Origin of the sequence: Sphingobacterium prati (genome assembly GCF_013167215.1) — a bacterium.
GTDB classification, from domain to species: domain Bacteria; phylum Bacteroidota; class Bacteroidia; order Sphingobacteriales; family Sphingobacteriaceae; genus Sphingobacterium; species Sphingobacterium prati.
On sequence record NZ_JABJWY010000029.1, the window covers coordinates 1 to 14,241 of the forward strand.

The following is a 14,241-nucleotide window of genomic DNA, read 5'->3' on the forward strand; positions in this document are numbered from 1 at the left end:
GCCGTAGCTCCCGGATCATATCAGGTGATAACTTTTCTTCTTTGGCTTTTCGCTCAACTTTATAAAGATCCTGTATCATCAGTAGCGCCTTTTTGGCTCTTTCCGGGTCATTCTGCAGGCCTTTCTCAAACTCACGGCGTGCGTGTGCCCAGCAGGCCAGATGGGTGATGTCTTTCTTTTTTCCAAATTTTTCGTAGGCGGCATATCCATCCGTCTGCAGATATCCCTTAAAGTTATCCAGCATGGGTGTAGGTACATGACCACCACGGGAAGGGTTATAATCGAACAGCACCGTTTTATCCAAAGGCGAGTGGTAGACCCAATAATAGCCCTGATGGGCAGCTCCTTTTTTATCGCTGTCCAATACTTTTATTGGGGTCTCATCAACCTGCAAATAGCCCTGAGCTTTGGTGTCAACGACCAGCTGTTCATACAATGGTTCGAGTTTTTCCAGTGCCTGTCTGGTCCATCCTTCGATGGTTGAGGATGGGATCTGTATGTTTTCCCTTGCGAAGATCTGTTTTTGTCGGTATAGGGGAAGATGGTCCTGATATTTACCCACCAGTATCATCGCCAGTAAGCCCGGACCTGCAATTCCTTTATCGATGACCCGTTCAGGTAGTTCGGCAATGGATACGCCATCTCTGTTTTTAGCCGCATATTTATAACGGATGTAACGTTTGATATAGAATTTGGCTGGCTCGCACTCCAGCTCCTGGGTAATCTCCTGGCCGATGCACACCATTTCAGACAGATCACCCTCTGGGTGGATCTCGATCTCTTCTACAGGAAGGTGGGCAGGTAATTTAGCGCGTCCTTTATGGTTTGGACGCTGACGGACATACTCGATTTTCTCTTTGATCAGTTCGAGCTGTTGCTCTGCTTCTGCAGGTTCTGCGTGGAAAGGCAGGAAAGTCTGGTTGGGGTCACCTTCGAAGCGCTCACGCTTCTGGCCGAACTGCATGCGTTGAAGCATCTCCACTTGAGCTTTCAGGTAATCACGTTCCTGTGAAAGGATATCACGCTCCTGATGGAGGAGTTCATTCTCTTTGGACATACTGGAAACCATTTTCAGAAGGTCTTCTTTAGAGAGATTTTCCAGTGCTGTTTCCATACCGTAAAGATACTCAAAAGATACCTTTATTCCTATTTTAAGTCCATTTTTAAGGCAAAAAGAAACGTCTCTTTTGAATACTTTTTACCACCTGTATCCCTTCAACCATCAATACCAGGTCGCTCCAGGACAATTCTCCATTTTTTACGTTCGGCGGCATGAAGGTGCCGCTCTCCAGACGCTTATAATAAAGTACAAAGCCTCCTTTTTCCCAGTGCAGCAGCTTCATATGTGTACGGCTACGGTTCAAAAATACGAAAACCTCACCGCCGGTAGACTGACGCTGCATCCCTGAACCGATCAGTCCGCAGAGCCCGTCGAATGATTTTCGCATGTCGCAAAAGCCATCATAAAGATAAAAACGGTGCGAGGATCCCAGGGCAAACATCAGTAAAGACGGATCAGCTGTGATAAAAGGGCAAGATCATTTTCAGTCTTTATACGCACACCATTGGGATAAATAATCTCAACATCGCTCTTTCCCCGCGCCTTATCAATTGTTATAAAGCTGCCGCCGCCTGTGTGATTTTCTTTACTGCGAGAAAACCAATAATAAAAGGTCGCTTCATTGACCCCATTTTCAATACAGTAAGCTTTCTTACTTTTTCCGCTCTGCTGCCAGTCTGCTATCATAGACAGCATACGCTCACGTTTTTCTTGAATGTTATTCATAGCAACAAAGCTAACAACCATGGTAATCTAAGTCAATATGTACTTGGTAGGACGGATATTCCATCCCAAAGTGCACCAGTGATTCCGTTGCAAAATACACCACTTTGGTGTAGAGTTTTAGCAGCCTAATATAAGTTGACGGTCTTTTAGATCATTCTAAAAAGACTGCCATTCCGACACAAAGTGCACCAATAATTCCGCAGCAAAGTACACCACTGGATATTTAAGAAAAAAAGATTGCTAAGTTGGGCCTAGTATTAGACCTAACGTTATGGCAAACAGACCTCTAAATATGCAGAAGATAAGACAGATATTGCTGTTTTTGGAACGTGGCTTTTCCCAGCGTTCCATCGAAAGGGAGACCGGTATCAATAGACGTACCATCGCAGGTTATTTGCAGCGGTTCGCAGACAGTGGATTCAGTATTGCGGAACTGCTCTTTTTTTCCGATGTCGAGCTGGAGGCCTATCTTAATGCGGGCAAAGCGGAACAGGTAGAAAAAGACCCCCGCCGGATACATCTTGAATCACAGTTTTCCTATTTATTTTCTGAACTCCGTCGTGTGGGAGTTACGCGTCAGCTGTTATGGCAGGAATATATCAATGAATATCCTGATGGCTTTGGTTATTCCAGATTCTGTGAGCTTCTTCAGGAACATATCCGCAAACAGGGAGCCGCCGCTATGAAGCAGTCGCCGCCTTACCGGTACACGAAATCCAGGATGTCCATGAACTATTGGGATCTATGGTACAGGCCGAACTCGAATACAGTCAAATAATATCATCAATTGTTCATACTGGGTTTTAGACAATGATTTTACATAAAGGTCTGTCTCTTTAAAGATTGGTAATATAGGAAGATTGAATTGGTTCACATCTCTGAGAAAAGTATTGCTACAAACACAATATTTGCCTTTAAAATGCGGATCATCTGTTTTAAATGCAAACCTTGCTAAGGGAGCGCTAAAAACAATACTATGTCCTGAGATCGAAATTTGTGTTGACTTAGATTGGTAGGTCGCATTTCCGCTTACCAATGCTATCTTGTAAAAAGGTTTTCTTTGGAGTTGCTGACAAGCAGAGAGGTCTTTTTTCAGATCATTCCATAATAAGAAATCGAAATGCCCCAGAAAGCTTTCCTCTTGGACAGGGCTACTGTCAACGTATTGAGCATAAAATTTTTCAATATCTGAAATTCCCATATTTAAATATTTAGTTTAATATCAGTATGAAATAAGTTATTATATGTATAGCACATACATATAAAAATTCCTTTTTAATTCTCTGTCTCGTCCTGAAAAAACTTTACAGATGGTCTAATACGGTTCTTACTTTACAGTTTTGGCGGGTGAATTGATATTATGAATTTAATTGTTTTTTTGTAAACTTTTGTATTTTTTCTACAGTTTTTCCAACGCTCGATTAATGGTAGGTCTATTATATGTGCTACCGCGGGTGTTAGAAAATCATACTAATTTTTACATCCGTTTTTTTCAACCTTAGTATATAGTCGAAGGAACGGTACAATTCTTCTTCGAATTCAAATCTTGACAAAGCTTGTTTATTCATGTTTCCTTTACGTTTTTGACCAAAACTGTAAAGCTATAGACGTATAAGACTCTATAGATAGTCCTTGATTATTAGGTTTAATGGATTATGTTTGTCAATGTTGTAAAATATAAAATTCTGATTTTAGCAATTATGACAATCTGCTATTCGGATGAGTTTAATAACTTTTGTGTGGGGGGGGGGCGTACCTGCTTCGGAAAGCCTTCGGATCAGGACAGGTACGGATCGAATATTGTACAGTCTCTGAACAGTTTTTTCCTGTTCAAAGGCTGGTCCATAAAAATCTGGATCACTATCTCTAAACTCAAGCAGACTGTGCGCCTTACCTATTTCTGATAATGGGTAAACCCTGTTTAACACAGGTTTTAATTTACCAGACTCAATCAGTTTGGTCAATTCATCCAACTTGTTTCTATTCTGTCTTGTAAATACAAAATGATAGGTGGCATTTTTACCCCATGCATGAATGAGATTTTGAGGTATTTCGATATCGACTAAAGTTACTACTTGACCCATTTGGTTAAGAATCTTTCCGCTGTCTGAAAGGGTGGTACCACCAATAGTATCAATTACTACATCAACGCCATTATTATTTGTCATTTCCAAAATTGCATCGATATAATTTTGCTTTTCATAATCAATTGTATAATCAGCGCCTAGCCCTTTGAGGAACTCGTGATGAACACTTCTGGCCGTCGTATACACTGTTGCGCCCATTGCTTTTGCTAATTGAATAGTCGGTATTCCCACACCTCCTGCACCTCCATGTATTAATATGGTTTGATTAATCTTAAGTTGAGCTCTTGTGAATGCATCTCCCAAGCTGTACCTGCTGCTAGAGGAAATGTAGCGGCCTCTATATGACTGATATTTTTGGGCTTGATACCGATTATTGATTCTTTGGCAACATGATATTCTGTATAGCTTCCGTATCCATTGAAAATTTCCGGACTGTAATATACTTCATCGCCAACCTTAAAGTTTTTAACACCTGTTCCAACCTCCACAATAACGCCTGAAACGTCATGCCCTGTGATTACCGGAAGTTGTAATTCGTTTTTGTAGTCCCCTCTGCGCACCTGGAAATCCAACGGATTCACCGATGTCGCCATAACTTTTACGAGTACTTCATCAACTCCAGGCTTGGGGGTTGGAATATTGAGAATTTCAAATTTTTCTACTGAGCCGAACCCGTTTAATACTGCTGCTTTCATCTTATTTATGTTTAATACCTTTCAATTACACAATTGTAATTCAACCAATAAGGAAAACATGTAGACATATATCTATAAATACTATAGCTCAATTATAGAATTCTAATACCTCGAGCCTATACGCCAATCTTATATAGATGTGAGAGGTGGTAAACATTTTATCAGTTTATATAAAGAAAATGGGGTAGCGGGTGATCGTATGAGTTAGTAATACGTACCACTGATAAGTGTCATATTGAAGCATGCGAGGATTGCAATGTGCTTCTTATCACCCTGAAAGTAAACTGAAATAAACAACTAAGTATCTCGTCTATTTTTATTTTCTTAGACATTTGTCTACGGTTGTTTTATGCATTTGATATAATTTTGTTTACATCAAATCAATAAAATCCATAAAATATCACTTCAGCCGTATGCACCCACTATTTCATTACGTTAATAAATATACTGTAATTTCTGAAGAAGATTTTAAGGTCTTCATAAGTTATTTTACTCCTAGGAGGATAAGAAAAAAGCAATACCTTTTAGAAGAAGGTGAAATCTCTAAACACATTGCATTTATTACAAAAGGATCTATGCGCCAGTATTATACAGATGAAAAAGGTATTGAACATATAGTTAATTTATATATTGAAAATTGGTGGGTTTGTGATCGAGAAAGCTTTGCTATGGGAACCCCCAGTATTTATTCCATAGATGCTTGGGAACATTGTGAAGTACTACTCATTTCGAAAGAAAATACATTAAAATTGCGCAGTCAATGTCCTGCATTTAATGAATTATTCTTGAGACTTGATGAATTAAATACCATTGCTACACAAAGAAGAATTACCTATTCAATTAGTTTTACAGCAGAAATCCGTTTTAAATACTTTATTGATAATTACCCTTATTTTGTTGATCGTTTCCCACAGCACGTTATCGCGTCTTATCTTGGAATTACAAAAGACACCTTAAGTAGAATACGTAATAAAATTATAAAACAACGATTTTTTTGAATCTATTCTTAATCCAAATATATAACCGAGGTTAAGCCGCTTTTACTTATCAAATACTGTTCATTTTACCACAGGGTCTACGTATAATAATCTCGATTACCTTTGTTTTGCAATTTATAGACATTAGTCTACGTTTTCCGTTTCTATTTAGATGCATCTTTGAGGTATATATTATCAAATCAAAAAGAAAATGGAAAAATCACCAAAAATTGGTCTTCAAGGTCTACTTCGGCCGGAAGACAGTATCGTAGTGCTCATTGATCATCAGCCTTTTCAGGTTGCAAATTTGCATAGCCATGAACCTACAATGATTATTAACAATGTAATAGGCCTTGCTAAAGCTACAAAAGTATTTAATGTACCGACCATACTTACTACCGTCATCGAAGAAAGAGGGGGCTATATCATTAAAGGTATTCAAGATGTATACCCGGAACAAAAACCTATTAACAGGACTTTCATCAATACCTGGGAAGATCCGGCTGTTACTGATATAGTAAAAGACAGTGGTCGCAAGCAATTAATTATAGCTGGACTTTGGACAGAGGTTTGTGTTGCAATGCCTGCAATTCAAGCTTTGGGAGAAGGTTATGATGTATTTGTTGTTACAGATGCGTGTGGCAGTGTTAGTGTCGAGGCTCATGATATGGCTGTGCGCAGAATGGTTCAGGCGGGAATCGTACCAATCAACTGGCTAGCAGTTGTTTCAGAATGGCAACGCGATTGGGCTCGTACCGATTCCGCATCTCAATTAGGCCCTATTCTGTTTGACCATGGCGGTGGAAGCGGTGTCGCTTTAGCTTGGGAATGGCAGCTACTTGCAACAACTCCACCGGAGCAATAATAGTAAAGTTGAATATCTGATATAAATAGTTAACTATAGACCGCCTGCTTCCTATTATCCAAATACCTTAGTTACTTCTAGACGTTGCCATATTGATTTTGTAATGGTGCAATCCGGAAATATGCGTACAGGTGGTCCTGCTAAGGCTAACGCAAAATTAGAAGTATTCAATATAAAACTCTTAAAACATAATAAAAATGAAAAAAGAGTCAAAAATTGGTTGAATGATCGTTATGTTACCACAAAATTTAGAAAGATGAAAAAATACAATTTAATATTAGCTATTCTTTTAACTTTTTGTTTCTATTCTTATGCTCAAAAAAAGCCATTCATGGACTATTTGCTAAGCTGGGATGGACGGTCCTCTAAATTAAATGTGGAACTTACGTATTCAGCATCTGAAAAAGACAGTACTGTATTTATATTCGGAGATCCTAGCTTTGGCGGCCAGACAGATATTATTAATGTAATCAGAAATATTCGCGCTACAGGACCTGAATCAGTCAGAATAGACGAAGAGAACCGACGGATCACCATATATCATAAGGGTGCAAAAAAACATAGAATCAGGTATGAAATAGTTGGTTCTCTTAACGTTGATAAGCCCACTGTGGCATCTCAAACGGAACTTTTTAGACCTGTTATTACCAAAGGAATGTTGACGCTAGTCAATAAGCAATTTACTCTGGAAGTAACCGATAAAAGTAATCCATTAGTGTCCTCTAGATGGCGTAAATATCCCGGAAACTTCACCTATTTCAATTCCATCCTCCCATCTCAAACTAATCCATCGACAAAACTTGCAGACGATTATGCAAACTTTTCAGAAATGGTATACTTTGTTATGGGAGATAATATAGATGTGAAAGAATACAACGTCATGGGTATCCGCTACTACTGTGTAACCACGAAGGTAGATAAATACGAAAACGACCTAGGGGGAAATATCAATCCTTTTTTTGAGTACTACTTTCCAAGTGTCCACAGATTCTGGAACGATAGTGATTTTCCTTTCTACTTTTTAGCCGCAACTGCACTTCAAAATAACCAAAAAGATATAGGTGCCGGTGGTTTTGGGATGAAAAACGGCTTTGTCATGAAGCTCGGGACAAAATTTAGCACATGGTAAAAATTAGTTACAGCACATGAAACCGCTCACACCTGGATAGGGATGAAAATAATGTTAGGCAACGATAGTTTCGACAATCAATGGTTTGGTGAAGGATTTAACGATTATACAGCAATCATTAACTTGGCAAATAGCAAAATTTACGATAAGGAGGATTTTCTGCATTATCTTAATGAGAAAACCCTAAATCCACATTATAGAAGCAAGGTCAAAAATGTGCATAATGATTCAATTTCCGCAAAGTATTGGACGGATTATGCAAATTATGGAGTTCTTCCATACAGGCGTGGATTTATCTACGCTTTTTACCTTGATAACCAAATTAGGTTAGCATCGAATGGAAAATTCACCTTAAGAAATATGTTGATCGACCTTTACACACTTAAAAAGACAAAAAAAATCGGTGAGGTTTTAACTGTTGAAGATTTTATACAGACAGGCGCCACATATTTGAACAAACAACAATTAAAAGAGCAAATAAAACGCGATATGATAGAAGGGCTCCCCATTGATTTTAACAGCGTAAAACTCATTTCCGAATTTATTGTCGAAATCAAGGACAATATACCAAAGATAAGCTTAGCCAACGATGCCGATCTTTCAAAAATTTATCAGTGGTAGGACAAGTGATTCACCTAAATAAATTCAAAAATGAAGAATGAACGAACTGGTAATAAAACATTTAATGGTGCTATACGCCCTTCATAAGAATAATATTACTATCCTCCAGCAATCTAAATTACGTATTCATGCTGGAGTATGGGTGAGAACTTTATCAAAAGTATATAATTCTAAAGAACATCCGTGTAGAAAGTCGAGAACGCATTCACAATGGAACTTATTGATCTGGTTAGCAAAGTGCCTGTTTTGAGAATTAAGTAAAAAAATAGAACCGAGTAATTTTGAATATGGAAAATACAAAAGTAGTTTTTAAAGAAAACGGTATTTATGGTGAAGTCCAATTGTTTTCAGATGACAAAAAAGCAGGAAAAATGGATATTTCTGTTGCAGATGGAAAGCTTAGAGTTTATCATACAGAAGTAAATGATGAGTACGAAGGTAGGGGATTTGCAAAGTTATTACTCAATCAACTGGTAAGTTATGCTAAGGAAAATATTCTGAGAATTATACCGCTTTGCCCATACGTTCTGGCGCAATTCAAACGCCATCCTGAAGAATACTCAGATGTGTGGTTAAAAAAGAAACTTTAATCATTTGTGATGAAATATATATTGGAAAATCCGATAAAAGGAACTATAGGCGTCCAAAAGTACAAAACAGTTATTCATTGGAGGAATGGTATTCTGATTACTGATGAACCTGAAAAATTGGGCGGAAAAGATCTTGGCCCCGATCCATTTACATTATTACTATCGTCATTGGCAGGATGTACATTGGCAACACTCAGAATGTATATTGACCATAAAGATTTGCCTATTTCCGAAATAGAAGTTGAGGCTAACCTGTTCCAAAAAATAGAAGATAAGGAAACAGTAACCTACATTGAACGAAAGATTATATTTCATGAACTACCGAATGTGGAATTACAGCAAAGACTGCAAAGAGTTGCAGAAAACTGTCCCATATCGAAAATACTCAAAGGTAATATTGGCATCTTAACAAAATTATCAAACGTTTAACTGTTATCGTAAAGAAATTTATTATGGCTCATCTACCCGAATTGATACAAGATATGGCACTGATACTTCTGGTTGGTGCTCTGGTTACCATCCTTTTTAAACGTATTAAACAACCACTCGTGCTCGGATACATTATTGCCGGATTTTTGGTCGGTCCACATTTTCATTACTTGCCTACAATCGTTGATCAAGAAAATATGGATACGTTTGCCGAGATTGGCGTGATCATGCTATTGTTCGGTTTAGGTTTAGAGTTCAGTTTTAAAAAACTTGTAAAAGTAGGTGGTTCTGCATCTATTACTGCGGTTGTTGAAATATTATTCGTGGGTCTGGGTGGCTATCTTACTGGCTATTTATTAGGCTGGAACAAGATGGACAGCCTATTTCTTGCAGGGATGCTAGCTAGCTCTTCCACAACCATTATTTTAAAAGCTTTTGACGAGCTTGGTTTGAAATCCAAACAATTTGCCAGAGTAGTTTTTGGTGTATTGGTAGTGGAAGATATCATTGTCATCCTCTTGATGGTATTGCTATCTACAGTAGCCCTTACGCAGAAGTTTCAAGGCTCGGAAATACTTTTTACAGTATTTAAACTTGCCTTTTTCATGATTCTATGGTTTTTGGTTGGTATTTATTTACTTCCTGTATTTATAAAAAAGACAAAAAAATGGATGGATGAAGAAACGGTACTCATTCTTGCCATAGGGCTTTGTTTTGGGATGGTTCTTTTGGCAACACACGTTGGGTTTTCAGCTGAATTGGGAGCTTTTGTAATGGGCTCCCTTATAGCCGAAACTATATTGGCAGAGAAAATAGAACATCTTACTCAACCAATCAAACAATTTTTCGGCACTATATTTTTCGTATCCGTAGGAATGATGATTGATCCGCATGCAATGTACAACTATTCAGGTCCTATATTCGCTATCACACTGCTCACTATAGTAGGAAAATTTTTCTTTAGCGGATTAGGTGCACTGATTTCGGGCCAGCCGCTAAAACAATCCGTACAAATAGGTTCCAGTATGGCTCAGATCGGAGAATTTGCCTTTATTGTTGCTGCGCTGGGGTTGTCGTTGGGTGTGATTTCGGAATTTCTTTTTCCGATAGCTGTAGGCGTGTCGGCAATTACCACATTTACTACGCCCTATTTTATAAAACTTTCAGAACCATTGTATAATATCATAGTAAAAACTCTTCCGAAGACATGGATCATGCGATTGGATGCCTATACTTCTGAAACGCAGAAAAACAAAGATAATCCTCTCTGGAAGAAAACCTTACATGAATACAACAAAATTCTTATCATTAATAGCATTATACTTATTGCCATTGCACTATTGTTTAAATATTTATTCATTCCGTTTCTGAATATACAAATAGAAAGCCTGCTTTGGCGAAATGTCCTGCTGATAAGTATGGCATCCCTGCTAGCGTCACCTTTTCTATGGGCTATTCTCAATAAAAAAATAATTATAAAAGAGGGTGGTGAAACCATCAATTCATACTACCTGAACTATTCGCTAATGGGTATTTCACTTCATGTCATCAGGTTTCTTACTGGAATATTACTTATCGGTTTTTTCATAGATCAGATTACAACAACAAGATATGCATTGGTGATATCAATTCCGTTGATTGTGACAATGCTTTGGTTTTTCTCTAGCAATATTCAGAAAATTCATCAACGGATTGAACAACAATTCATATCGAATCTTAATGAAAGAGAGCGACTTGAATATCTCCGAAATAAAGATAACATAGCACTACACAAAAAAAATAAAGAAGCCAGTGTACACTTCCAGAAATGGGACGCATATGTTACGGAATTAGAAGCTGGCGATACGATATCTTTTGCAGGAATGTCGTTGTACGAGCTTAAGTGGAAAGAGAAATTCGGGATCAATATAGTGTATATACGTAGAAATGACAGAACCGTTCATCTACCTGATGGTAAACAACGAATATTACCCAATGACAAAGTGGGGGTTTTGGGTACGGACTCACAGATTTCTCAGTTAAAATTTATTTTTGATCAAAAAGTTCTTCCAAAAGAGAAAGAAGAGGATATGGATATTAATGATATTCAGCTTACTAAAATTCAACTTACCGAAACCAACCCGTATTGTAATAAAACAATAAAAGATTCCGGTATCCAAAAAGATTTACATAGTCATGTGGTTGGCATTGAAAGGAATGAAAACCGTATCCTAAACCCCAGTTCCTCAGAAATGATACTGGCTGATGATATTATTTGGCTCGTGGGTAATTTACATAAAATAAAAGCGTGTTTAAAAAATCATCAGGAAAATTTTATGGAAATATAAACCTGAACGGTTTTATAATGAAAAATCCTCTACTAGCTTCAAAGATTGCGTACATGAAACTAGATCTTATCTTAGTGTTGGGTATGTTGTTAATAACAAAACTTGCTACAGGACAGAACTTTCAGCTGATGCGTTATGATGAAGATTATTCACGATTGAAAGATAGTGCAAAAACTTTTTGCAATAAAATAAAATATATTCAACTTTCAGAAGACAGACAATTTTATCTTTCACTAGGGGGTGAAGTCCGAGGAGAACTGAATTATGCGATGAATGAAGACTGGGGAGAAATGAATGTTGGGCAAGATGTTTTTTTCTTACAGCGATACCAGTTACACACTGACTTCCATTTCGGCGAGCGACTTCGTATATTTGGTCAATTGCGCAGTGGTTTAGAAGATGGTCGTACGACTGGCCCACGCCGCATTGATGAGGATAAACTCAATGTGCAGAACCTTTTTATAGATTTTATCCCGTATAGAAAAGTAGATGAATCACTCGTTGTCCGATTAGGTCGACAGGAACTGCGTTACGGAAGTGGACGTCTGATAGATGCAAGAGAAGGTCCTAACCTTCGTTTGTACTTTGACGGCGCAAAGATAGCTTATAAATCACCTAACCTAAAGATTGATGCATTTGTTATGGCAGATGGTATTGTAAACACAGGTATTTTTGACAATTCCTCTACTCGCAAACCTAATCTTTGGGGGATTTACAACACTTATATTTCTCCAAAAAGTGGGAATTTTGATCTTTATTACCTTGGGATCAACCGCAAAAATGCAAAGTTCGACGCAGGTATTGCAGAGGAAATACGCCATACGCTAGGTATGCGTTTTTGGAGGAATAAAATTGGATTTGGTTATAACTTTGAGGCCGGGTATCAGTTTGGAACATTTGGTTCCGGTACGATCAGTGCCTTAGCAATTTCTTCCGAAATTGGTTACATATTTAAATACAGCACACGTTTACCATCTTTAAAGCTAAAGAGCGACTATATAACAGGCACCAAAAATCCGTATAGTAACAAGCTTGGAACTTTTAATGCAATGTATCCAAATGGCGGATATTTTGGAATGAATCCACAAGCAGGTCCGGCGAATCTAATATCGGTTCACCCGAACCTAAACTGGCACCCTGCAAATAATATACTATTGACATTGGATGTAGTTTTTAACTGGCGAAATTCTCTGAACGATGGGGTCTATGGCCCAAGTGGCTCTCTAAGTTTATCCGCATTAAACTCAAAAAAAAGATACATAGGCACCGCATATATAACCACCCTTTCATGGAATGTCAAAAATTTTTTAAGTTATAATATAGGTGTCCAATATTTTAAAACGGGTAGTGTCATTAACGATGTAATACAACAGCATAAAAATGGATTTTTTGTAGGTTCCACTTTAGGGATTAAATTTTAATTTTTTTTTTAACACAAAAATATAAGAAAAATTATTTGCCGATAACGTGCAACAATACCGCGATCAGAATTAAATAAATGACGTCTCACCGGATCGGTTCATCGGATAATTACGATATTTTTTTTAATATAGTGTAGTAGCTGCGATCGGAGATGGCCAATAATTACAATTTATAATGCTGCAAAAATGTTTGTACCACTTCATACATCCCGGGATCGAACATGGCTAGGTTGAGAGCCTCTTCCAAATAGGGTGAAGCTGAAAAAACCAAATCGACTTCTGAGTGGAGTCGACATCCATGTCGATTCCCTTTTGAAGTAAATATTTAGGGCTTTTATAGCCAACCCCTGAATGGATTATTTTAAAATTATAAAAAAATCTGAATCTTTCCATTGTATTTTTTAGTTCTTTTATATCGTTAAAGTAATAAGCCTGACAAATTACTTTTTCCGGCAATACTATGGTATGATTCAAGTCGCTATATTATGTACAGTATCCCGAACAAAGAAGTATAAAATGGCGTCTATTCAAGTTTAATTGTAAATTTTCGGATAATAAAAAAAATTAGTACTAATGGTTCATTGCCATATAATATATTTTATTATAAATGGTTTTGAAGGAACTTGAAATTGAATTGTGGCGTATAGCCAAGTAAACGTTTAGCTTTATCAATTCTGTAGACTCTATCTATTCTCCGCTATATTTTTTGTAGAGAAATTGAGAAAAGCCATCGCGCAAAACTACAGGTGCTTCTCAGATTTGGGTCAAATGATTTTAAGGTCTCTATAAACTGCGGATACAATTCAGTAAACAGGGTCAAAAACTCGGGGTTATTACTTTTGGCCAGATCGATCAGATTATTGAATTTATTTTCCCCGATCTGCTCGGTCAATTCCTTATTGATCGATTCCGTTTCCTGTAATGCCTCTTCTTTCTGGCCCAAAATCTTACGGTTGTGCTTCGATCGCCATACGAAATAGGTGACCGCCACAACAAGCAATACCAACGCTACGATTGAAATTTTAACCGCTTTTGACACCTTTATATCAGACTCCTTGTCTTTCGCATTCAAAACCTGATTAAGGACAACATCTATTACCTGTTTATTTTCACTTTCCAAGGAGTCATTCAATAAAACATACGCTAGTTCATATTCCCTAGCTTTTTCATTTCCTAATTTATAGGTTCGATAATAGTCCGCTAAAAACTTATAACTTTTTCTAATTAGGTCTCTATTTCCTACCTCTTTCGCATTGACTAAACTCTTTTCATAATACTGTATAGCTTTTTCGGGGTTGAGCCTCCTTTCCTCCA

Annotated in this window: 16 protein-coding genes; 9 read left to right on the plus strand and 7 right to left on the minus strand. The window is 37.5% G+C overall.

Annotation, left to right across the window (positions count from 1 at the left end; translation table 11 throughout):
• The 3 genes from tnpC to tnpA all read right to left on the minus strand — a co-directional run.
• Positions 1-1,114 (minus strand): IS66 family transposase (tnpC, locus tag HPC41_RS08095; RefSeq protein WP_172393538.1); only part of this gene is annotated, 1,114 nt, incomplete at its 3' end.
• 49 nt (positions 1,115-1,163) lie between these two features.
• Positions 1,164-1,502 (minus strand): IS66 family insertion sequence element accessory protein TnpB, encoded by a 339-nt coding sequence (gene tnpB, locus HPC41_RS08100; RefSeq protein WP_172393539.1) that lies wholly within the window; start codon positions 1,500-1,502, stop codon positions 1,164-1,166.
• Positions 1,502-1,786: an IS66 family insertion sequence element accessory protein TnpA gene (tnpA, locus tag HPC41_RS08105; protein WP_246250479.1), complete on the minus strand. Its 285-nt coding sequence runs from the start codon at positions 1,784-1,786 to the stop codon at positions 1,502-1,504. The genes tnpB and tnpA overlap by 1 nt, the downstream gene beginning before the upstream one ends.
• Positions 1,787-2,078: 292 nt before the next feature.
• On the opposite strand from tnpA, the gene HPC41_RS08110 reads away from it, so the two are divergent.
• Positions 2,079-2,564: a transposase gene (locus HPC41_RS08110; RefSeq protein ID WP_172393540.1), complete on the plus strand. Its 486-nt coding sequence runs from the start codon at positions 2,079-2,081 to the stop codon at positions 2,562-2,564.
• Here the strand turns inward: HPC41_RS08110 and HPC41_RS08115 are convergent.
• From HPC41_RS08115 to HPC41_RS25085, 3 genes are all read right to left on the minus strand, one after another.
• Positions 2,529-2,987, minus strand: coding sequence for a hypothetical protein (locus HPC41_RS08115; protein ID WP_172393541.1), 459 nt, complete (start codon positions 2,985-2,987; stop codon positions 2,529-2,531). The genes HPC41_RS08110 and HPC41_RS08115 overlap by 36 nt on opposite strands.
• A gap of 490 nt (positions 2,988-3,477) precedes the next feature.
• Positions 3,478-4,176, minus strand: coding sequence for a zinc-binding dehydrogenase (locus tag HPC41_RS25080; protein ID WP_216660705.1), 699 nt, complete (start codon positions 4,174-4,176; stop codon positions 3,478-3,480).
• Complete coding sequence (locus tag HPC41_RS25085; RefSeq protein WP_216660706.1) at positions 4,125-4,568, minus strand: alcohol dehydrogenase catalytic domain-containing protein; 444 nt, start codon at positions 4,566-4,568, stop codon at positions 4,125-4,127. The genes HPC41_RS25080 and HPC41_RS25085 overlap by 52 nt, the downstream gene beginning before the upstream one ends.
• 413 nt (positions 4,569-4,981) lie before the next feature.
• Between HPC41_RS25085 and HPC41_RS08125 the strand changes: the two genes are divergently transcribed.
• The 8 genes from HPC41_RS08125 to HPC41_RS08160 all read left to right on the plus strand — a co-directional run bounded on the left by HPC41_RS08125 (position 4,982) and on the right by HPC41_RS08160 (position 12,927).
• Positions 4,982-5,566 carry a Crp/Fnr family transcriptional regulator gene (locus HPC41_RS08125; RefSeq protein WP_172393542.1) on the plus strand — a complete coding sequence of 195 codons (585 nt, stop codon included), beginning with the start codon at positions 4,982-4,984 and terminating at the stop codon, positions 5,564-5,566.
• Between the two features lie 190 nt (positions 5,567-5,756).
• Positions 5,757-6,410, plus strand: a complete 654-nt coding sequence (locus HPC41_RS08130) for a hydrolase (protein WP_172393543.1) — start codon at positions 5,757-5,759, stop codon at positions 6,408-6,410.
• 331 nt (positions 6,411-6,741) lie between these two features.
• Positions 6,742-7,539 (plus strand): hypothetical protein, encoded by a 798-nt coding sequence (locus HPC41_RS08135; protein WP_172393544.1) that lies wholly within the window; start codon positions 6,742-6,744, stop codon positions 7,537-7,539.
• 42 nt (positions 7,540-7,581) lie between these two features.
• On the plus strand, positions 7,582-8,160 hold the full coding sequence (locus HPC41_RS08140; RefSeq protein WP_172393545.1) for a hypothetical protein: 579 nt from the start codon (positions 7,582-7,584) through the stop codon (positions 8,158-8,160).
• 287 nt (positions 8,161-8,447) lie between these two features.
• Positions 8,448-8,750 carry a GNAT family N-acetyltransferase gene (locus HPC41_RS08145; protein WP_172393546.1) on the plus strand — a complete coding sequence of 101 codons (303 nt, stop codon included), beginning with the start codon at positions 8,448-8,450 and terminating at the stop codon, positions 8,748-8,750.
• A gap of 9 nt (positions 8,751-8,759) precedes the next feature.
• Positions 8,760-9,179, plus strand: a complete 420-nt coding sequence (locus HPC41_RS08150; protein WP_172393547.1) for an OsmC family protein — start codon at positions 8,760-8,762, stop codon at positions 9,177-9,179.
• Between the two features lie 53 nt (positions 9,180-9,232).
• Complete coding sequence (locus tag HPC41_RS08155) at positions 9,233-11,506, plus strand: cation:proton antiporter domain-containing protein (protein WP_216660707.1); 2,274 nt, start codon at positions 9,233-9,235, stop codon at positions 11,504-11,506.
• A 53-nt stretch (positions 11,507-11,559) separates the two neighbouring features.
• Entirely contained in the window at positions 11,560-12,927 is a 1,368-nt protein-coding gene (locus HPC41_RS08160; RefSeq protein WP_172393549.1) for an alginate export family protein, read from the plus strand.
• A gap of 697 nt (positions 12,928-13,624) precedes the next feature.
• On the opposite strand, the gene HPC41_RS08165 is transcribed toward HPC41_RS08160, so the two are convergent.
• A partial coding sequence (locus HPC41_RS08165; protein ID WP_216660708.1) for a hypothetical protein occupies positions 13,625-14,241 on the minus strand: 617 nt, incomplete at its 5' end.